This is a genomic window from Micromonospora sp. BQ32 (genome assembly GCF_059358895.1).
In genome coordinates, this window is the sequence record NZ_JCADBI010000010.1 from 194592 (window position 1) to 213657 (window position 19066).

The following is a 19066-nucleotide window of genomic DNA, read 5'->3' on the forward strand; positions in this document are numbered from 1 at the left end:
GTACGGCAATCCTCGGGGGGAGCTTACCCATGACTCAGGCAACCCAGGCCGGCACGCGACCCAACAACATCCGGGTCGTGCTGTTCGGGCTGATGGTCGCGATGATGCTCGCGATGCTCGACAATATGATCGTCAGCACCGCGTTACCGCGGATCGTCGGCGAGTTTGGCGGGCTCAACCACTTCACCTGGGTGGTTACCGCGTACGTCCTGGGCACCACCGTCTCCACCCCGATCTGGGGCAAGCTCGGTGACCTCTACGGCCGCAAGTCGGTCTTCCTGACCTCGGTCGTCGTCTTCCTGGTCGGCTCGGCCCTCTGCGGCATGGCCGGCTCCGGGATGTTCGGCGGCCCCGAGGACGGCATGGTCCAGCTCATCGCCTTCCGGGCCGTGCAGGGCCTCGGCGCCGGCGGCCTCATGGTCGGCGTGATGGCGATCATCGGTGACCTGGTCCCGCCCCGCGAGCGTGGGCGCTACCAGGGCATGATCGCCGGCATCATGGCCATCGCCATGGTCGCCGGCCCGCTGGTCGGCGGCTTCATCACCGACCACCTCTCCTGGCGCTGGGCGTTCTACGTCAACCTGCCGCTGGGCGGGGTCGCGCTGCTCGTGCTGATCACCACGATGCACCTGCCGAAGTACCGCACCGAGCACCGGATCGACTGGCTCGGCGCCGGGCTGCTCTCGGTCGGCATCACCGCGATCGTGCTCATCACCACCTGGGGCGGCAACGAGTACGACTGGACCTCGCCGCAGATCTCCGGCCTGGCTGTGCTCGCGTTTGTGACGTTGGTCCTGTTCGGCCTGGTGGAACGCCGGGTGCAGGAGCCGATCCTGCCACTGGCACTCTTCGCCAACCGCAACTTCGCGCTCATCTCGGTGATCGGCTTCCTGCTCGGCTTCGCGATGTTCGGCGCGATGAACTTCCTGCCGCTCTACCAGCAGACCGTGCAGGGGGCGTCGGCGACCAACAGCGGTCTGCTGCTGCTGCCGCTGATGTTCGGCATGCTGGTCGTCTCGCTGGTCATCGGCCGGGCGATCACCCGCAACGGCAGGTACCGGGCCTACCCGATCATCGGTGGCGTGGTGATGACCGGGGGCATGGCGCTGCTGTCCATGCTCGACACCGACACCAGCAAGCTGATGTCCTCGCTCTACATGGTCGTGCTCGGTGTCGGCATGGGCTTCCTGATGCAGACGTCGATGCTGATCGCCCAGAACAGCGTGGAGCAGAAAGACTTGGGCGCGGCCAGCGGCGCGGCCACCTTCTTCCGGTCGATCGGTGGATCGTTCGGCATCTCGCTGTTCGGCGCGATCTTCGCCAACCGGCTGGCCGGCTCCGCGGGCGGTCGGGCTTTCGGTGGCGGCGAGGCCGGTGCCGGGATGGACCTGGAGAAGCTCAAGGAGCTGCCCGCCCAGGCACGCGAGGCGGTGCTCGGTGGTCTCTCCGACGCCATCTCGCACGTCTTCCTCTGGGCGGTGCTGTTCACCATCGTGATCCCGGTGCTCGCCTGGTTCATCAAGGAGATCCCGCTGCGCACCGCGAACGAGGCACCACCGCAGGCCACCCCGGAGGAGGAGGCCGAGGTCGTCCTCGGCAAGGCCGCCCCGGTCGCCTGACCCGACCGCGAGAACGCGCCGCGTCGACCGTCACGGTCGGCGCGGCGCGCCCCTGATCAGACGTTGCCAGAGGCGACGCAGGGGGTTGCGGGGGCGGGGAAGCCGAGGGGAGTGGGCGTCCAGCAGTTCGGTGGCCAGCGCCGCGGTCGCCGGGTCCAGCTGCGGGGCGGCGAGCGCCAGGTGAGCCAGCGACGCGGCGATCGGGACCGGCCGGGTCCGTGCCACCGCAGCCGCGTCGGCCAGCCGTTCCGCCACCACCCGGGCCACGTCCGACCGCACCGAGGGGTCCACCCAGGCGGCGGTGACCAGGGCGAACAGCGCCGCCTCGGTGACCCAGTCCTCGACGCCCCAGATCAGATCGAGCAGCACCCGGCGTCGGGTCGAGCCGTCCCACGGTTCGTCGGTGCGGTGGTGCAGCAGCCCCAGGCAGGCCCACACCTGCACCCCACGGACCCAGACCGACGGGTCGTGGGCGGCCAGCAGCCGACCCACCGCGTTGGCCGGCGCCGCCGGCGGGTGCACCAGCAGGCCGAGTAGATCGCCCAGGTCGAGGCCGGCCAGGCCCACCGCCGCGTCGTAGGCCGCCGGTGGGTGCGCCCACGCCGGATGGGCGATCTGCCCGATCCGTTCGACCGCCGTCGCCGAGGGCGCCGCCAGCGCGGGCGTGGGGACCGTGTCCGCGTAGTGCCACAACCGCTGAGCGGACGCCCGTCGTGGCTCGCGCGGGTCGGGCTCCGGCGCGCCGACGACCTCGATCCGCAGCCCGGGGGCGGTGGAGATCGCCGTGCCGACCGCGCTGGGTGGGGCTGCGGCGGGTAGGCGTACGGCGCCGCCGAGACCGTTGTCGTCGTCGGCCACCGCCTGGCGCAGGGCGTCGACCAGGGGCCCGCCGGCCGGGGTGAGCTGGCCGAGCCACGGCTTGCCTCGGCAGCACTGGGCCAGGTCGCCGTGCTCGTGGCTGTCGTCCGGGTGGTCCCGCACGAAGTCGGCGAGCGCGACCAGGTGGGCGAGGTCACCGTCGCGCAGGTGCCGCAGGCGGTGGGCGGTGTGTACCGCGCAGTCGAACGACGGATCGCGCGCCAGTGCCCGCTCGGTCCACTCCAACGCCTCGTCCAACCGGCCGATCTCGGCCAGGGTGCCGGCGATGTCCGCGTAGATCGCCAGGTCGTCGGGGTCCAGCTCGACGGCCCGACCGAGGGCCGCGAGGCCGTCGCGGGTCCGGCCCGAGCTGCGGTACGCGTACCCGAGCCACACCTCGCCCATCTTCGACGGTTGTGCGCGTACCCCTCGGGTGGCCCAGCGGACCGCCAGCTCGACCTCGCCGAGGCGCCGGGCCAGCGCGGACGCCGCGCCCAGCAGGAGGCCGTGTTCGGGGTGCACGGTGGCCGCGTTGCGGGCGAGCGTGAGGTACGGGGTCAGCGGGCCCCGGCCGATCCGCGGCACCGGGTCGGGCAGCGCGGCGCAAACCTGCATGAGGACGCGGGCGATGTGCTCCGGGTCCAGCCGTTCGGCCAGCTCGGGCGCGGTGACCCAGGGCACGCCGGCCCACTCGGTGCCGGGCGAGTACGCCGTCGCCGCGGCCAGCAGCTCCAGCCCTTCGGCGGGGCGGCCGGCGGTGGCGAGGAGGTGGGCGCGGGCGACCACCGCACCGACGAAGGTGTGGTGGTTGATCGGGAAGAGGTCGAGGCCACCGCCGCTCGTCGCGGCGAGCCGGGCCAGCGTCTCGTGCACCTCCGGGAGGGTGGGGGCCTGGGCCAACGCGCCGGCGAGGTGGCCGGCGGCGTGGTGCAGGTCGCCCTCGTCGAGTGCCAGCCGGGCCAGCGCCAGCTCCTCCGTCGCGGAGAGCGCGGGATCGTCCGTTCCCTCGGGCACGTCGTCCTCTCGTGGCAGGTAGACCGGGTGCAGCGGGTAAAGCTTAGTTGATATTGAGATCAACTGGTGATCACCTGCGCAGTCCTGCTCGTTCGATTGCTGAGATACGCTTAAAAGTGCAAGACTGAGCAAGAATCGCGCGGCAACCGCGCAGGGGGAAGGGTTACCGTGACACGTGCAGGGGCTGGAATGGCCGCCGACATCGACGAGCAGCCGGCCGGCTACGCGCGCCTGCTCTCCGCTGCCAACGCCGCCGAGATCGCCCGGGTGGCGGCGGTGATCGCCGAACGTCGGCCACGGCACGTGGTCTTCACCGCGCGGGGCACCTCCGACCACGCGGCCCTCTACGGGGCCTACCTGACCGAGATCCGGCTCGGCCTGCCCGCCGGGCTCGCCTCGCCCAGCGTCGTCACCCTGTTCGGGGCCCGCCCCGACCTGTCCGACGCGCTGGTCGTCGGGGTCAGCCAGAGCGGCGGCTCGCCCGACCTGGCCGAGGTGCTGCGGGCCGCCCGAGCCTCCGGGGCGCTGACCCTCGCCGTGACCAACGCCCCCGACTCTCCCCTGGTCGACGTGGCCGAGCTGAGCGTCGACATCGCCGCCGGGCACGAGCGGGCGGTGGCCGCCACCAAGACCTACACCGCCGAGCTGCTCGCCCTGCTGATGCTGGTGGAGGGGATCCGGGCCGGCGACGGCGTGCTCCCGAAGGCCGAACGGGAGGCGCTCGACGCACTGCCCGAGCTGGCCGCCCGCACCCTGGCCGACGGCACCCCGGCCCAGCTCGCCCCGCGCTATCGGTTCGCCCGCCAGCTGGTCACCACCGGCCGGGGGTACGCCTACCCGACCGCCCGGGAGGCCGCGTTGAAGCTGATGGAGACCTCGTACCTGCCGGCGCTCGCCTTCTCCGGGGCCGACCTGCTGCACGGCCCGCTCGCGATGACCGACCCGGAGGTCCCCGTGCTCGCCGTGGTCGGCTCCGGCCCCGGCGGCCGGTCGATGGGTGAGGTGTTGCCCCGCCTCGGCGAACGCCGCGCCGACGTCGTGGTGGTCGGCTCCGCCGACGTGCCGGGCGCCACCCGGCTGGCCGTCCCCGAGGTCGACGAGCGGTACGCCCCGCTGCTGGACATCCTGCCGATGCAGCGGTTGGCGCTGGCGCTGGCGCTCACCCGAGGCGAGGACCCGGACGCGCCGCGCGGGTTGAAGAAGGTCACCGCGACGATGTGAGGGGCGGCGTGGCACCCTGGTCACCGTGTCCACGCTGCGCGACCTCGCCGAGGAGCACACCCATCTCCGTCCGGCCGACATCGACCACCTGCACCGGATCGCCGGCGACTGGCAACTGCTCTCCGATCTGTCCTTCGCTGACCTGCTTCTCTGGGTGCCGGTCGACGCCGATGGCACGTTCCTCTGTGTCGCCCAGGTTCGTCCGACCACCGCACCGACCGCCTACCAGGACGACCAGGTGGGTCGGATCGTCGGCGGGTCGGAGGTGGCTCACCTGGGGGTGGCGTACTCCCAGGGCCGGATCTGGCGCGAGGGCGACCCGGTCTGGTACGGCGACGTGCCGGCCCGGCACGAGGCGATCCCGGTCCGGCTGCGTACCGCCGAGGGGGAGGCCGGCGAGGTGATCGCCGTGGTGGGGCGGGACACCAACCTCTCCACCGCGCGTACGCCCAGCCAGCTGGAGCTCAACTACCTCACCACCGCCGACGACCTGGCGCAGATGATCGCCGACGGCACCTTCCCGCCGCCGAGGCATCCGGGCGAGACCACCTCGGCCCCCCGGGTCGGCGACGGCCTGGTCCGGCTCGACGCCGGTGGGAAGGTCACCTACGCCAGCCCGAACGCGCAGTCCGCGTACCGCCGGCTGGGCTACGCCTCCCACCTGGTGGGGGAGGACCTGGCCGCGCTGCACCGCCGGCTGGCGGGTGATCCGCTGGACGGCACCGAGGCGTCGAACGGGATCCTGGCCGCGCTGCGCGGTGAAGCGCCACCCCGGCGGGAGATCGACGCACGAGGCGCCACGATGCTCACCCGGGCGCTGCCGCTGATGCCGGCCGGGGTGCCGATCGGAGCACTCGTGCTGGTCCGCGACATCACCGAGGTCCGCCGCCGGGACCGGGCGCTGATCACCAAGGACGCCACCATCCGGGAAATCCACCACCGGGTGAAGAACAACCTCCAGACGGTGGCCGCGCTGCTGCGGTTGCAGGCCCGCCGGGTGTCCATGCCGGAGGCCCGGGTCGCGCTGGAGGAATCGGTCCGTCGGGTCGCCTCGATCGCCCTGGTGCACGAGACGCTCTCCATGTCGAGCGACGAGGCGGTGGAGTTCGACGGCATCGTCGACCGGGTGGCCAGCGCGGCCACCGAGGTCGCGGCGACCGAGGTGAGCGTCGGCATGCGGCGGCGGGGCAGCTTCGGCGTACTGCCGGCGGAGATCGCCACCTCGCTGGTGATGGTCCTCAACGAGTTGCTGCTCAACGCCGTCGAGCACGGCTTCCCGCCGGCCGACGAGGCGGAGGAGGCCCCGGTGCCCGGCGCCTCGGGCATGGTCCCCGTCGCCGCGCCCGAGGTCGACCCGTCGCTGCGACCCGAGGTGGTGGTCTCCGCCCACCGCTTCCGCAAGATGCTGCACGTCTCGGTAACCGACAACGGGCGCGGCCTACCCCCGGACTTCGACGCCGAACGCGGCAGCCGGCTCGGCCTCCAGATCGTCCGAGCTCTGATCACCGGGGAGCTGCGCGGCACGATCGAACTGCGGGCCGGCGCCAACGGTGGCACCGAGGCCGTGCTGGTCGTCCCGCTGGCCCGCAGCGCCCACGAGAGTCGCTCGCAGGCATGACCGCCACGCCGCGCCCGCCCGTGTCCGCGGACCGCCCGCGCGAGGCGACCGGCCGCAGCTTGGTCAGCGGTCGGGGCGGCTGGTCAGCAGGGCGACGGTGAGGCCGGGGCGCTGCCAGACCTGCGTGACGGTGAAGCCCGTGCGTAGCGCGTCGCCCTTGGCATCGGGCACGGCGGTCAGCGGCTCGGCGTGCCGGCCGGAGACGACGAGCCAGAGCCGTGTCGTACCGGCCAGGCACTGGGCTGGTTGGCGGCACTCGGCGGCCCACAGGTCGCCGCGGCGGACCTCGTCCTCGGTGACCAGCACGTCACGTGGTGGGTCGCCGAGGTGGTACTCGATGCCGAGGTCGAGGAAGAGCCAGCTGTGCCGGGGTGAGTAGATCACCGCGTCCCCCGGTCGTTGACCGTCGCCGATCACCCGAGCCACTCCGGCGTAGTCCACCGGCGCGCTGCGCGGCCACTCGTGGGTCCGGCGCAGCGCGGCCTGGTCGGGTAGGCCGAGCAGCCCGGCCAGGATCACCACGACGAGCGCGGCCGGTGCGGCCACGGCGGCCAGCGCCGCGCCCGCCAGCAGGCACGCGAAGGGCACCACGAAGACCAGGTACCGGGGCACCCACAGGGGTACGACCGTGCCGGCGGCGAAGAGCAGTAGTACGGGCAGCAGCACCGCGCTGACCGGCAGCAGGGCGCGTCGCCCGAGCCGGGCCGCGCCCAGCGCGGCGACCCCGACCAGCAGCCCACCGACCACACTGCTCTGGGCCACACCGCCGGGCAGCGCGGTCAGGTCGTCCAGCCGGGCCAGGTGGACCCAGTTCAACTGCCGGGACTGCTGGGTTCGGGCCTTGATCAGCAGCGGGCCGGCCAGCAGCGCGACCGGCACCACGGCGACCAGCCACCGCCACACCCGCCGGTCCCGTTCGGCGTCGGGGTGCGCCGGGGTGGCGATGCCGGCCGGGGCCGGGCCGCGCCACCAGACGATGAGGACGACCAGCGCGTGGGCGGCGAGCAGGGTGAGCGCGATCAGGTGGATCAGCCCGAGGGCGGCGACGGCGACGGCGTACCCGGCCCAACGGGCCCAGCTCGGTCGGCGCAACGCGGTCACCAACAGCAGGGTGGCGAGCACGGCGAGCATGGTGGCCAGCGCGTACGGGCGAGCCTCCTGACCGTAGCGGGAGGTGCCGGGGAGCACCGCGAACAGCAGCCCGGCGAAGAGGCCGCCGCGCCGGTCGACGAGTCGTGCACCGAGCACGGCGAGCAGCCCGGCGGCCACTGTCATCGCCAACACGGCCGGTACGCGCAGGGCGATCGTGGAGTCGCCGACGACGCTGGTCCAGCCGTGCATCAGCAGGTAGTACGGCCCGGTGGCGGCGTCGATGGTGCCGGCCAGCCGGGCCAGGTCGGCGAGCGACCGGGTGGCCGCGCTCCACGTCGCCAACTCGTCGCGCCAGAGCTGGGCGGAGCCCAGCCCGGTCAGGGTCACCGCCAGGGTCAACAGTGCCGGGGGGAGCCAGACCGGTAGGCGGCGCAGGTCCTTCCACGTCGCCCCGGCCGACCTCTCGGACAATTGCCCCACGGTCCGAGCCTGCCACGGCCACCCCCTGCGTGGGCGTCAGCCGGCCGCAGGTGGTGGGCGCCAGGCGGGCATCACGTCGTTCGGCCGGGCGGTCTTCGCCGGATCGCGCTCCACGAGTTCGTCGAGAACGGCGTCGATCTGGGCCATCAGCTCGTCGTCGAGCCGTACCGTGGCGGCCTTGGCTGTCTCGGTGAGCTGCTCGGGCCGGGACGCGCCGACGATCGCGCCCGCCACCGTCGGCCGGCGCAGCACCCAGGCCACCGCCAACTGGGCCATCGTGCAGCCGGCGGCCTCGGCGATCGGTCGGAGCTGGCGTACCCGGGAGAGCAGCAGATCCGAGGAGTAGCGGGCGATGAACGAGCCACCGAAACCGTCGGCGGCCCGGGAACCGGCGGGCGGACGTTGGCCAGGCTCGTACCGACCGGTCAGCACGCCCATCGCGAGCGGCGACCAGGCGAGCTGGCCCAGGTCGAGGTCGGCGCAGGCGGGTGACACCTCGGCCTCCACCACCCGCCACAGCATGGAGTACTGCGGCTGGTTGGCGATGAACGGGATGTGCAGCTCGGCGGCGAGCCGCAGGCCCGCGCGTAGCTGCGGGGCGGTCCACTCGGAGGCGCCGACGTAGAGCACCTTGCCCTGGCGGACCAGGTCGGCGAAGGCGAGCATCGTCTCCTCCAGCGGCACGCTGTCGTCGTACCGGTGCGCCTGATAGAGGTCGACGTAGTCGGTGCCCAGCCGGCTCAGCGAGGCGTGACAGCCCTCGGTGATGTGCTTGCGGGAAAGCCCGGCGTCGTTGGCCCCCGGCCCGACCGGGAGGAACACCTTCGTGCACAGCTCGATCGAGCTGCGCCGGACGCCGCTCAGCGCCTTGCCCAACGCCTCCTCGGCCCGCCCCTGGGCGTACCGGTCGGCGGTGTCGAACGTGGTGATGCCCGCGTCCAGGGCGGCGGCCACGCACGCGGCCGCCGCGTCGTCGTCGAGCTGGTTGCCGTGGGTGACCCAATTGCCGTACGCGACCGCGCTGACGCGCAGGCCCGACCGGCCCAGTTGCCTGTACTCCATATGAGGATCGTCGGGCCGCCCCGCGCTGTCGCCGAACCGTTCGATCGTGGTCGAATCCGTGGGTGATCGAGGTTCGGTTCTCGCCCGACGACCTGAGCCGGGTCCGGTTCGTGCACTCGCCCCTGGCCGAGCTGGTGGCCAGCTCCTGGGCGTTGCGCAAACCGGCGAAGTACTGGATGCACCGTTCGTGGCGGGAACGCGCGGAGCGGCTGCTGCCGGATGCCGGCCTGGAACCACTGTTGGCGGTGCTCAGGTCGTCCAACGGCTACGTGCCGGATTTCCTCACCCCGATCGGGGTGGCACCGAACCTGGCCGCCGAGTTGCGGGCGGTCGCCGGCACGGACCCGTCCCGGGTACGGCGGCAACTGGAGCGGGCCGGCGCGCCCCGGCTGGCCCCGGACGAGTTGGTCGCGCAACTCCACCGGTACTTCACCCTGCTGATCGCACCGGACTGGCCCCGGCTGCGGGCGCTCGCGCTGGCCGACATCCGGCGTCGGACGCTGCTCGCCGCCGAGCAGGGCGGCCGTACTTTGCTGCGCGAGCTGCACCCGTTGATCCGGTGGGACGGCGCGGCGCTGCGGGTCGCCGTCGGCACGACCCGGCCGACCGGTTTGGACGGACGCCCGTGGACGCTGCTGCCCACCGCGTTCTCCGGGCCGACGGTGCACGCGATCATGGAGGGCGACGCCGGGCCCGCCCTCTGCTATCCGCCCACCGGGTTGGGCGGGCTGTGGGATTCGCCGCCGCCCAGCGCGGCGCTGGGTGCCCTGCTCGGCGGTACCCGGGCGGCGGCGCTCTCCCTGCTCGACTCGCCGCTGAGCACCGGGGAGTTGGCCGCGATGCTGGGTCTCGCGCCGGCGACGGCGTCGCACCACCTCACCACGCTTCGGGACAACGGCCTGATCGTCGGCGTACGACAGGGGCGGGTGGTGCGTTATGCCCGAACTATCCTCGGTGACCAGCTGGTCGGGTGACCCCCGGCCCGTGATGTGGGATCCAGCACGCGGACATTGGCCGGGCCACTTGGGGTGTGGCAGCATGGGCCCATGACCGCCGCAGTCGTCCGCCGCTTCGTGGCACGTCGCCACGTCGATTACGGCCGCGTGCGCAGCGCGATCTGTCCGGCCTACTGACGACGCCCGACCATTCTGTCTCGGGCGCGCTCCGCGCCGGCTGTCTGAAGACACCGTTGTCCCGCCCGCTTCGCCGGGCCGGCCGCCGCGCCCCGCGTACCCAGAGGCACAGCAGACAACGGAGGACGCCGCGATGGCGGTCAGCAGCATCCCGGCCCGTTCCGAGGACCCGACGGCTCGCCCCACCCGAGCGCCGCGCCGGCCGCGGGGTGAGGGTCAGTGGGCGCTCGGCCACCGCGAGCCGCTCAACCCCAACGAGCGGATCAAGAAGGACGACGACCCGCTCAACGTCCGGGCCCGCATCGAGACCATCTACGCGCACCGCGGCTTCGCCTCCATCGACCCGCAGGACCTGCGGGGCCGGTTCCGCTGGTGGGGCCTCTACACCCAGCGCAAGGCGGGCATCGACGGCGGGCGCACCGCCGTGCTGGAGCCGCACGAGCTGGAGGACGAGTTCTTCATGCTCCGGGTCCGCATCGACGGTGGCCAGCTCAGCCTGGCCCAGCTGCGGGTGATCGCGGACATCTCCCGGGAGTTCGCGCGGGACACCGCCGACATCACCGACCGGCAGAACATCCAGTACCACTGGATCCGGGTCGAGGACATGCCCGAGATCTGGCGTCGGTTGGAGTCGGTCGGCCTGCAGACCACCGAGGCATGCGGCGACTGCCCGCGGATCGTGCTGGGCAGCCCGGTCGCCGGGGTGGCCCGCGACGAGTTGCTCGACCCGACCCCGGCGATCGACGAGATCGTCTCCCGGTACGTCGGCGACAAGCAGTATTCCAACCTGCCCCGCAAGTTCAAGACGTCGATCTCCTGGCTGGTGGACACCCCGTACGAGTCGAACGACATCGCCTTCCTCGGTGTCGACCACCCCGAGCACGGGCCCGGCTTCGACGTCTGGGTCGGCGGGGGTCTCTCCACCAACCCGATGCTCGCCAAGCGGCTCGGCGTCTGGGTGCCGTTGGCCGAGGTGCCGGACGTGTGGGCCGGAGTGGTCGGGATCTTCCGCGACTACGGCTACCGTCGGCTGCGCAACCGGGCCCGGTTGAAGTTCCTGGTGGCCGACTGGGGCGTGGAGCGCTTCCGCGAGGTCCTGGAGAAGGACTACCTCGGCCGTACGCTGCTCGACGGCCCGGCGCCGATCCTGCCGTCCAAGCCGGTCGACCACGTGGGCGTGCACGAGCAGGCCGACGGGCGGCACTACGTGGGCGCCGCCCCGGTGGTCGGGCGGGTCTCCGGCGCGCAGCTCAGCCAGTTGGCCGACGTGGTCGAGGCGCACGGCAGCGACCGGGTGCGGCTCACCCCGTACCAGAAGCTGCTGGTGCTCGACGTGCCGTCGGAGCGGACGGAGTCGCTGGTCGACGCGCTGCGCGGAATCGGTCTGGAGGCCCGGCCGTCGGCCTGGCGGCGCGGCACGATGGCCTGCACCGGCATCGAGTACTGCAAGCTCGCCATCGTCGAGACGAAGGCCCGTGGCGAGGAGTTGGTGGCCCGGCTGGAGCAGCGGCTGCGCGACTTCGACGCGGACATCTCGATTCACATCAACGGCTGCCCGAACGCCTGCGCGCGCACGCAGGTGGCCGACATCGGGCTCAAGGGTCAACTGGTGGTCGGCCCGGACGGCCGGCAGGTCGAGGGGTTCCAGGTGCACCTGGGCGGCGGCCTGGGCATGGCCCAGGGGCAGACCGCCGGTTTCGGCCGCAAGCTGCGCGGCCTGAAGACCACCGCCGAGGAGCTTCCGGAGTACGTGGAACGGCTGGCCCGTCGCTACCTGGCCGGTCGGAGCGCGGGCGAGACGTTCGCCAACTGGGTGATCAGAGTCGACGAGGAGGAACTGCGGTGAGCAGCGAGAACCGAGCGGCACCTCTGTACTGCCCGTACTGCGGCGAGGAGGACCTGCGGCCGCACGAGGCGGGGCACGGCGCCTGGGAGTGCCACGCCTGCACCCGGGTCTTCTCGGTGAAGTTCACCGGGCTGCTCAGTCGGACGGTGACCTCATGAGTCTCGTCTCGGCCGCGAGCCTGCGCCTGGTGGGCCCGGGCGGCTCGACGCCGGCCGACCCGACCCGGCGCAGCCCGGACGAGCTGCGGGCCCTGGCCGAGCGGGCCGCTCGGGACCTGGAGGGCGCCCCGGCACTGGAGATCGCCCGCTGGGCGGCGCAGACCTTCGGTGACCGGTTCTGTGTGACCAGTTCGATGGCCGACGCCGTGCTGGCGCACCTGGTGTCCCGGGTGGCCCCCGGGGTGGACGTGGTCTTCCTCGACACCGGCCTGCACTTCCCCGAGACGCTGCGGGTACGCGACGAGGTCGCCCGGACGCTGCCGGTGAACGTCCGGTCGATCCGGCCCCGACTCACCGTGGGTCAGCAGGACGGTCAGTACGGCCCCCGGCTGTTCAACAAGTCGCCGGACGACTGCTGCCAGCTGCGCAAGGTGGAGCCGTTGGAGCGGGCGCTGACCGGGTACGACGCCTGGGCCGCCGGTCTGCGTCGGGACGAGTCGCCGAGCCGGGCCAACACGCCGGTGGTGACCTTCGACGCCCGCCGCGGCAAGGTCAAGGTCAACCCGATCGCGGCCTGGTCGCAGCAGGATGTGGACTCCTACATCGCCCGCTTCAACGTGCCGGTCAACGAACTGTTCAAGCAGGGTTACGGGTCGATCGGCTGCTGGCCGTGCACCCGCCGTACGAAGGCCGGCGAGGACGCGCGGGCCGGCCGGTGGGCCATGTTCGAGAAGACCGAGTGCGGGCTGCACGTCTGACCTCCCCGGCGACCCTGACCGGCCCCGATGCGGCCGGCGGGGCGGACCCGGTGGTGCTGGTCGCGCACGGCAGCCGTGATCCACGAGCGGCCGATGCCACCCGGGCGCTGGCTCGGGCGGTGTCGGCGGCCCGGCCGGGCACCCCGGTGTGGGCGAGCTGGCTGGATCACACCGAGCCGGGGCCGACCGAGGTGCTGCGCGACCTGGCTGTGGCCGGTCACCGGCGGGCGGTGCTGGTGCCACTGCTGCTGACCGCCGCCTACCACCATCGGGTGGATATTCCGGCGGCGGTCGCCGCAGCGGGGCGGTCCGGGCCACCGCTGGCGGTACGGGTGACCGATGTGCTCGGCCCGGCGGACGACACGCCCGATCCTGGGCTGCTGGCCGGGCTGTGCCGTCGGCTGGGTGAGACGCGTCCGGGCCGCTTCGACGCGTTGGTGCTGGCGGCGGCGGGCACCCGGGACGCGCGGGCGCGCCGTTCGGTGGGTCGGGCCGCCGATGCGCTCGGCGTGGAGTTCGGGGTGCCCTGCCGGGTGGCGTACGCGTCGGCGGCTCCACCGGCGGCCGGTGTGGCGGTGTCCCGGTTGCGGGCGTCCGGCGCGCGCCGGGTCGCGGTGGCCGCGTACTTCCTGGCACCGGGGTTGTTCCACGACGCGGTGACCGAGGCGGCCCGGGCGGCGGGCGCGGTGGCGGTCGCCGCGCCGTTGACCGACGCACCGGAGCTGGTCGAGTTGGTGCTGCGTCGGGTCGACGACCGGCCCGTGCTGGCGCCGACGGGGTGACCCGTGCCGGCACGGTGATCCGGTGCTGCCGGCGCGTGATCCGGTGCCGGACAGCGGAACGCCCCGGCGGGCGAACCCACCGGGGCGTACAGCTGTGTCGTTGGGGATCAGGCGGAGTGAGCGCGCAGCACCCGGAGACCGCCGCGCCGCTTGACGGCGCGCCGCTCCTCTTCGCTCATTCCGCCCCAGACGCCGGCGTCCTGACCAGACTCGAGTGCCCACTGCAGGCACTGGTCGGTCACGGAGCAGCGCCTGCAGACGGCCTTGGCCTGCTCGACCTGCAGCAGAGCCGGTCCAGACGTCCCGATCGGGAAGAACAGCTCTGGGTCCTCGTCGCGGCAGACACTATGGTGACGCCAGTCCATGGCGGCAACACTCCTCATTCTGGATGGGTGGCGAACAATTGCTTGTCGTGCTTTTCCTATATGCATCCGCAGTGCCGATGGTGACAGTTAGCGTCCGTCCATTCGGCAGTGCGTGAGCAGGCGTTCAGCGCCGGGGACCTGCTGGAACAGCTCAACCTGACGAGCATATCCAGGCAATGTCCCGGTAACTCAAGTCCGCTTGTGAATACTTTCACGAACAGTCGCGATGTCAAGGGTGACGCTCGGAAAAACTCCGGGCGGTGAGCAAGCCCACAACCCATTTGTCCGGGTTCCAGTGCTTTCCTGGTTACCCGCCGTGCCACAGCCGAGGATCAATATAGTACAGTGCGCGTGACATTGCTGACATTTCCGGCACCTGCCCCTCGGTGTGGCGGCGGCCATGTCGATCGGTTCTGGCCACCGGGTCGACCAAGGGCAGTACCCGAGACCTAGCAGATTACTCTCAGTGCGGCGGGAACGGAGGTGAATCTGACTTTCTCCCGCTCGCCGAGATAGTCCCCGTCCAGCTGGAACGCCTGCGGGCGGCTGGAGACCAGCGTGAACTCCGCCGTGTCATGGAGTCGTAACACCTGTCGGCCACGCGGATTCGGCTGCCGGGACAGGAACTGCGTCACCGTGCGTGTTGTGCTAGCCACCCGGAGCTGACGCAACGCCAGCACATCCAGCCCGAGGTCGAACGACGCCGCCGGGTTCGGGTTGACCTCTCGGTCGCCCAGGTACGTCCAGGGCGCCGTGTTCTGGATGATGACGGTGGCCAACTCGGCCTCCGCCAGCTCGCCCGGACGCTCCAGGACGATCGCCGGGTGCCGCCGGTCCGAGGCGAAGAAGTACTGATTCATGATCGAGCGCAGATAGAGCGACGGTGTGGACACCCGCCCCTTCCGCCGGGCCTGCTCCACCCGGTGGATCACCGCGGCGTCCAGGCCGAAGCCGGCGCAGAAGGTGAAGTAGCGGTCGTCGGCGAGGCCCAGCCCCACCGTCCGGCTCCGGCCCAGCCGCAGCCCTTCCAGGATCATGCTGGTCGCCTCCGGCCACTCCCGGGGCAGACCCACCGCGCGGGCGAACACGTTTGTCGAGCCACCGGGGACGGTTGCCAGCGCGGGCAGTCGCTCGGCCAGCGGGACGTCGCCGGCGCGACTCGGCGGTTCGGCCGTCATCAGGCCGTTCACCACCTCGTTCACCGTGCCATCGCCACCCAGGGTGACGACCAGGTCGACCCCCTCCGCGGCTGCCTCCCGGGCCAACGCCACGGCGTGCCCACGCCGACGGGTGTAGCGCACACTGAGATCGACTTCGCTGCGCAGCGCCCGGACGAGCACGTCCCGGCTGCGTTCGCTGGTTGTGGTGGCCTTCGGATTGACCACCAGGACGGCCCGCATGGGCGGCACTGTACCTCTCGGCAGCCCGGGTATCGTGGCGCGCGTGACCATCGACTCGGACCGGATCCCCGTCACGCTCCGCTGGGCGGTCCGGCTGCTGTGGGCAGAGGCGGCCGCCGTCGGGCTGATCGCCGTCTGGCTGGTCTGGGCCGACCTCACGGCGACCCGCACCGACCTGCTGGCGGCGTTGCTGGTGACCGTGTTCGCCATCGGGGCGGCCGTCGTGCTCTGGGCCCTGGGCCGCGCGCTGCTGCGCCGTCAGGCGGGCGCACGGGCCCCCGCGATCGTGCTTCAGTTGATGCTGCTGCCGATCGGGTGGTTCATGATCCAGGCTGGTCTGGGCTGGCTGGGCGTGCCGCTGATGGCGCTCGGCCTGGGCGTGGCCTGGCTGCTGATCTGCCCTCCAACGACCCGCGCCCTCGGCTTCGAGTGACCGTGCCGGTGCGTCGGGTCGGTCAGTAGCCGCCTGAGCGGCGGGTGAGCAGCGCGATCGTGGCCCGACCGTCGGCGGACGTGGCGGACGCCGAGGTGGTCAGCGCGGTGAGCACCTTCCAGGCGAAGGACGACTCGGCGGGCAGGGTGGCGCCGCGCACGGTCGGCACGGTCACCTCGACGGTCAGCGCGTCCTCGGTGACCGCGAAGCGGCACTCCAACTCGGCGTCGCGGGTGGCGATGGCGAGCAACATGGCGCACGCCTCGTCGACCGCGATCCGCAGATCCTCGATCTCGTCGAGCGCGAACTGCAACCGGGCCGCGAGACCGGCGGTGGCGGTGCGAAGCACGCCGAGGTAACCGCCGTCGGCAGGCACCGTGAGGTGCACCACGTCATCGTCGGTCGCTGGCTGGCCAGTCAGTTGAGTCACGCCTCATCCCCCCGGTCGGGGACTCTACCCGGTCAGTCGCCCGTACGCGTGCCTGCGGTGGTGGCCTGGTCGGCCAGCTCGCGCAGCGCGTCGCCACTGAGCCGGTAGGGAACCCACTCGCTCATCTGCTCGGCACCGATCGAGGCGTAGAAGCCGGCGGCCGGATTCCAGTCGATCATCCACCACTCCAGCCGCCGGTAGCCGCGCCGGACACAGATGTCGGCCAGCGTGGCGAGCAGCAGTCGACCGGCGCCGGTGCCCCGGGCCGCCGGCCGGACGTAGAGGTCCTCCAGGTGGATGCCGTGCACGCCGGCCCAGGTGGAGAAGTTGAGGAACCACAGCGCGAAGCCCACCGGCTCGTCGTGCTCGTCCACCGCGACGTGACCGAAGAGCGCCGGAGCGGGACCGAAGAGGGCCGAGGCGAGCTGCTCGGTGGTGAGGTGGCACTGCTCCGGGGCGCGTTCGTACTCCGCCAGCTCGTGCACCATGGCGACGACGGCCGGCACGTCCTCGGGACGTGCCGGCCGGATCGTCGGGCTGACCGGTGAGGTCACGCCTTCTTGGTCTCCCAGAAGATCTTCGAGATCTCGTCGATCTTTCCGAGCAGCTTGTCGGCGGTGGCCGGGTCGAGGCTGCCCTTGACGCCACCGGCGCCGGCGAGCTTGGTGGCCTCGTTGAACAGCTGGTGGAGCTGCGGGTACTTCTCGAAGTGGGTGGCCTTGAAGTAGTCGGTCCAGAGCACCCAGAGGTGGTGCTTGACCAGCTCGGCGCGCTGCTCCTTGATGATGACGGCGCGAGTGCGGAACTCCGGGTCGGTGTTCGCCTGGTACTTCTCGCAGATCATTTTGACCGACTCGGCCTCGATCCGGGCCTGAGCCGGGTCGTAGACACCGCACGGCAGGTCGCAGTGAGCGCTCGCGGTGACGCGGGGCGCAAGGATGCGCGGAAGTCGCATCGGGATCCTCCATGGGAAGTTTGCGATGATCAAAGGCGACATTACTCCTGGGAATGCTCCCCGAACCGGGTGGAGGTGAAACCAGTGGGCACCGATCACCCGGCTGAGGCGGCCCGGTTGCGGAGACCGCTGACCGCCGTTCTGGTGACCGGACCGTCCATGGCGCCGACTCTGCGGCACGGCGACGCGGTGCTAGTGCGCCCCGGTGGCCGCCCGATCCGGCCCGGCGACGTGGTGGTCGCGGTCTTCCGGACCCGGCCCGATCTGCTGGTGGTGAAGCGTGCGGTCCGGCCGCAGGACGGCGGCTGGTGGCTGCGTGGCGACAACGACCTGATCACCGACGACTCCCGGGCGTACGGGGTGGCCGACGTACGCGGACGGGTGGTGGCCCGCTACTGGCCGCGTCCCGGACGGGTACCTCGTCGCCAGTTATGACCCTGCTCACATCCGAGGGGTGGTGCCGACACTATGCTCGGAAAGTGCCCGGGTGACCCCCCGCACCGCGTGCCACCGCTCGCCGCCCACCTCGCGGCGGGGCAGGCCGCCTCACATCTGCTCGACAGATCCTGGAGTCACCACCATGTCTTCGTCCACCGTGGACCCCGCTGATCCCGTCTTCCTGCTGCACCGGGGCGGCAAGATGGCCGTCACCTCGACCGTGCCGCTCACCAGCCGGGAGGACCTCTCCCTGGCGTACACCCCGGGTGTGGCCCGGGTGTGTGAGGCGATCGCCGCCGACCCGGCCCTGGTGGACGACTACACCTGGGTGTCGCACACGGTCGCGGTGGTCACCGACGGCTCGGCCGTGCTCGGGCTGGGCAACATCGGCCCCCGGGCCGCGCTGCCGGTGATGGAGGGCAAGGCGGTGCTGTTCAAGCAGTTCGCCGGGGTGGACGCGGTGCCGGTGTGCCTGGACACCCAGGACGTGGACGAGATCGTCGCGGTGGTGCGGGCGCTGGCCCCCTCGTTCGGTGGAATCAATCTGGAGGACATCAGCGCGCCGCGCTGCTTCGAGATCGAGCGTCGGCTCGACGAGGCGCTGGACATCCCGGTCTTCCACGACGACCAGCACGGCACCGCGATCGTGGTGCTCGCCGCGCTGCGCAACGCCGCGACGTTGCTCGACCGCAAGCTCGGTGACCTGCGGGTGGCGGTGAGCGGCGCGGGCGCGGCCGGCGTGGCCGTGACGAAGATGCTGATCGCCGGGGGCGTCAACCCCGACCAGGTGGTGGTCTGTGACTCCAAGGGAATCATCGGCCGGCACCGCACCGAGCTGACCGGCGCCAAGGCCGAGTTGGCGGCGAGCACCAACGCCGACGGCCGCCACGGCGACATCACCGAGGCGCTGCGCGACGCGGACGTGCTGGTCGGGGTCTCCGGCGGGCAGATCCCCGAGGCGGCGGTGGCCGGGATGGCACCCGGCGGGATCGTGTTCGCGCTGGCGAACCCGACCCCCGAGGTGCACCCCGAGGTGGCCGCCCGGCACGTCGCGGTGGTCGCCACCGGGCGCAGCGACTACCCCAACCAGATCAACAACGTGCTGGCCTTCCCCGGGGTGTTCCGCGGTGCGCTGGATGCCGGTGCCACCCGGATCACCGAGGCGATGAAGGTCGCCGCCGCGGACGCCATCGCCGGCGTGGTGGCGGACTCCTTGACCGCCGACGCGATCGTCCCCTCCCCGCTCGACCCGCGCGTCGCGCCGGCCGTGGCCGAGGCGGTCGCCGAAGCTGCCCGCCGCGACGGCGTCGCCCGCCGCTAGCGGGCCGCGCACGCATGGGCCGGAGCCCCTCCGACGCGACATGCGCCGCCGGCCTGTGCGCACGCATGGGCCGGGGGCGCTCC

The 19066-nt window shown here is 72.2% G+C and carries 19 protein-coding genes; 11 read left to right on the forward strand and 8 right to left on the reverse strand.

The window, feature by feature from the left end; translation table 11 throughout:
- Positions 1-29: 29 nt before the first annotated feature.
- Positions 30-1619, forward strand: coding sequence for an MDR family MFS transporter (locus AC5L30_RS20340; RefSeq protein ID WP_494869116.1), 1590 nt, complete (start codon positions 30-32; stop codon positions 1617-1619).
- A gap of 30 nt (positions 1620-1649) precedes the next feature.
- On the opposite strand, the gene AC5L30_RS20345 is transcribed toward AC5L30_RS20340, so the two are convergent.
- Entirely contained in the window at positions 1650-3491 is a 1842-nt protein-coding gene (locus AC5L30_RS20345) for a tetratricopeptide repeat protein (protein ID WP_494869118.1), read from the reverse strand.
- Between the two features lie 189 nt (positions 3492-3680).
- On the opposite strand from AC5L30_RS20345, the gene AC5L30_RS20350 reads away from it, so the two are divergent.
- Positions 3681-4712, forward strand: a complete 1032-nt coding sequence (locus AC5L30_RS20350; protein WP_124776247.1) for an SIS domain-containing protein — start codon at positions 3681-3683, stop codon at positions 4710-4712.
- A gap of 25 nt (positions 4713-4737) precedes the next feature.
- On the forward strand, positions 4738-6330 hold the full coding sequence (locus tag AC5L30_RS20355) for a histidine kinase N-terminal domain-containing protein (RefSeq protein ID WP_494869120.1): 1593 nt from the start codon (positions 4738-4740) through the stop codon (positions 6328-6330).
- 63 nt (positions 6331-6393) lie between these two features.
- On the opposite strand, the gene AC5L30_RS20360 is transcribed toward AC5L30_RS20355, so the two are convergent.
- Positions 6394-7902, reverse strand: coding sequence for a glycosyltransferase family 39 protein (locus AC5L30_RS20360; protein ID WP_494869121.1), 1509 nt, complete (start codon positions 7900-7902; stop codon positions 6394-6396).
- A gap of 36 nt (positions 7903-7938) precedes the next feature.
- Complete coding sequence (locus AC5L30_RS20365; protein ID WP_494869122.1) at positions 7939-8964, reverse strand: aldo/keto reductase family protein; 1026 nt, start codon at positions 8962-8964, stop codon at positions 7939-7941.
- A gap of 62 nt (positions 8965-9026) precedes the next feature.
- Between AC5L30_RS20365 and AC5L30_RS20370 the strand changes: the two genes are divergently transcribed.
- The 5 genes from AC5L30_RS20370 (at position 9027) to AC5L30_RS20390 (ending at position 13641) form a co-directional block, all read left to right on the forward strand.
- Positions 9027-9938, forward strand: coding sequence for an ArsR/SmtB family transcription factor (locus AC5L30_RS20370; RefSeq protein WP_494869123.1), 912 nt, complete (start codon positions 9027-9029; stop codon positions 9936-9938).
- Positions 9939-10230: 292 nt separating this feature from the next.
- On the forward strand, positions 10231-11943 hold the full coding sequence (locus tag AC5L30_RS20375; RefSeq protein WP_494869124.1) for a nitrite/sulfite reductase: 1713 nt from the start codon (positions 10231-10233) through the stop codon (positions 11941-11943).
- Complete coding sequence (locus AC5L30_RS20380) at positions 11940-12101, forward strand: IS1 family transposase (RefSeq protein ID WP_124776219.1); 162 nt, start codon at positions 11940-11942, stop codon at positions 12099-12101. The genes AC5L30_RS20375 and AC5L30_RS20380 overlap by 4 nt, the downstream gene beginning before the upstream one ends.
- A complete protein-coding gene (locus AC5L30_RS20385) occupies positions 12098-12859 on the forward strand; it encodes a phosphoadenylyl-sulfate reductase (protein ID WP_494869125.1) in 762 nt (253 codons plus the stop codon). The genes AC5L30_RS20380 and AC5L30_RS20385 overlap by 4 nt, the downstream gene beginning before the upstream one ends.
- The gene (locus AC5L30_RS20390; RefSeq protein WP_494869195.1) at positions 12856-13641 is read left to right on the forward strand and encodes a sirohydrochlorin chelatase; all 786 of its coding nucleotides are present in this window, start codon (positions 12856-12858) and stop codon (positions 13639-13641) included. The genes AC5L30_RS20385 and AC5L30_RS20390 overlap by 4 nt, the downstream gene beginning before the upstream one ends.
- Positions 13642-13748: 107 nt before the next feature.
- On the opposite strand, the gene AC5L30_RS20395 is transcribed toward AC5L30_RS20390, so the two are convergent.
- Complete coding sequence (locus AC5L30_RS20395; protein WP_088950012.1) at positions 13749-14006, reverse strand: WhiB family transcriptional regulator; 258 nt, start codon at positions 14004-14006, stop codon at positions 13749-13751.
- Between the two features lie 449 nt (positions 14007-14455).
- A complete protein-coding gene (locus AC5L30_RS20400; protein ID WP_494869126.1) occupies positions 14456-15406 on the reverse strand; it encodes a diacylglycerol/lipid kinase family protein in 951 nt (316 codons plus the stop codon).
- 43 nt (positions 15407-15449) lie between these two features.
- Between AC5L30_RS20400 and AC5L30_RS20405 the strand changes: the two genes are divergently transcribed.
- The gene (locus AC5L30_RS20405) at positions 15450-15839 is read left to right on the forward strand and encodes a hypothetical protein (protein WP_494869127.1); all 390 of its coding nucleotides are present in this window, start codon (positions 15450-15452) and stop codon (positions 15837-15839) included.
- A gap of 22 nt (positions 15840-15861) precedes the next feature.
- On the opposite strand, the gene AC5L30_RS20410 is transcribed toward AC5L30_RS20405, so the two are convergent.
- The 3 genes from AC5L30_RS20410 to sodN are packed head-to-tail and all read right to left on the reverse strand — an operon-like array spanning position 15862 to position 17224.
- A complete protein-coding gene (locus tag AC5L30_RS20410) occupies positions 15862-16269 on the reverse strand; it encodes an ATP-binding protein (protein WP_030336681.1) in 408 nt (135 codons plus the stop codon).
- A gap of 32 nt (positions 16270-16301) precedes the next feature.
- On the reverse strand, positions 16302-16823 hold the full coding sequence (locus AC5L30_RS20415; RefSeq protein ID WP_494869128.1) for a GNAT family N-acetyltransferase: 522 nt from the start codon (positions 16821-16823) through the stop codon (positions 16302-16304).
- Positions 16820-17224 (reverse strand): superoxide dismutase, Ni, encoded by a 405-nt coding sequence (gene sodN, locus AC5L30_RS20420; RefSeq protein ID WP_494869129.1) that lies wholly within the window; start codon positions 17222-17224, stop codon positions 16820-16822. The genes AC5L30_RS20415 and sodN overlap by 4 nt, the downstream gene beginning before the upstream one ends.
- Positions 17225-17308: 84 nt before the next feature.
- Between sodN and AC5L30_RS20425 the strand changes: the two genes are divergently transcribed.
- Both AC5L30_RS20425 and AC5L30_RS20430 read left to right on the forward strand, forming a co-directional pair.
- Positions 17309-17659 carry a S24/S26 family peptidase gene (locus tag AC5L30_RS20425; protein WP_494869130.1) on the forward strand — a complete coding sequence of 117 codons (351 nt, stop codon included), beginning with the start codon at positions 17309-17311 and terminating at the stop codon, positions 17657-17659.
- Positions 17660-17804: 145 nt separating this feature from the next.
- Entirely contained in the window at positions 17805-18983 is a 1179-nt protein-coding gene (locus AC5L30_RS20430) for an NAD(P)-dependent malic enzyme (protein WP_494869132.1), read from the forward strand.
- Positions 18984-19066: the final 83 nt, after the last annotated feature.

What these genes read in the sequence shown, in the direction of transcription:
- AC5L30_RS20340 (WP_494869116.1), top strand. Translation starts at nt 30, where the DNA reads ATGACTCAGGCAACCCAGGCCGGCACGCGACCCAACAACATCCGGGTC.
- AC5L30_RS20350 (WP_124776247.1), top strand. Translation starts at nt 3,681, where the DNA reads ATGGCCGCCGACATCGACGAGCAGCCGGCCGGCTACGCGCGCCTGCTC.
- AC5L30_RS20365 (WP_494869122.1), bottom strand. Translation starts at nt 8,964, where the DNA reads ATGGAGTACAGGCAACTGGGCCGGTCGGGCCTGCGCGTCAGCGCGGTC.
- AC5L30_RS20375 (WP_494869124.1), top strand. Translation starts at nt 10,231, where the DNA reads ATGGCGGTCAGCAGCATCCCGGCCCGTTCCGAGGACCCGACGGCTCGC.
- AC5L30_RS20385 (WP_494869125.1), top strand. Translation starts at nt 12,098, where the DNA reads ATGAGTCTCGTCTCGGCCGCGAGCCTGCGCCTGGTGGGCCCGGGCGGC.
- AC5L30_RS20395 (WP_088950012.1), bottom strand. Translation starts at nt 14,006, where the DNA reads ATGGACTGGCGTCACCATAGTGTCTGCCGCGACGAGGACCCAGAGCTG.
- AC5L30_RS20400 (WP_494869126.1), bottom strand. Translation starts at nt 15,406, where the DNA reads ATGCGGGCCGTCCTGGTGGTCAATCCGAAGGCCACCACAACCAGCGAA.
- sodN (WP_494869129.1), bottom strand. Translation starts at nt 17,224, where the DNA reads ATGCGACTTCCGCGCATCCTTGCGCCCCGCGTCACCGCGAGCGCTCAC.
- AC5L30_RS20430 (WP_494869132.1), top strand. Translation starts at nt 17,805, where the DNA reads ATGTCTTCGTCCACCGTGGACCCCGCTGATCCCGTCTTCCTGCTGCAC.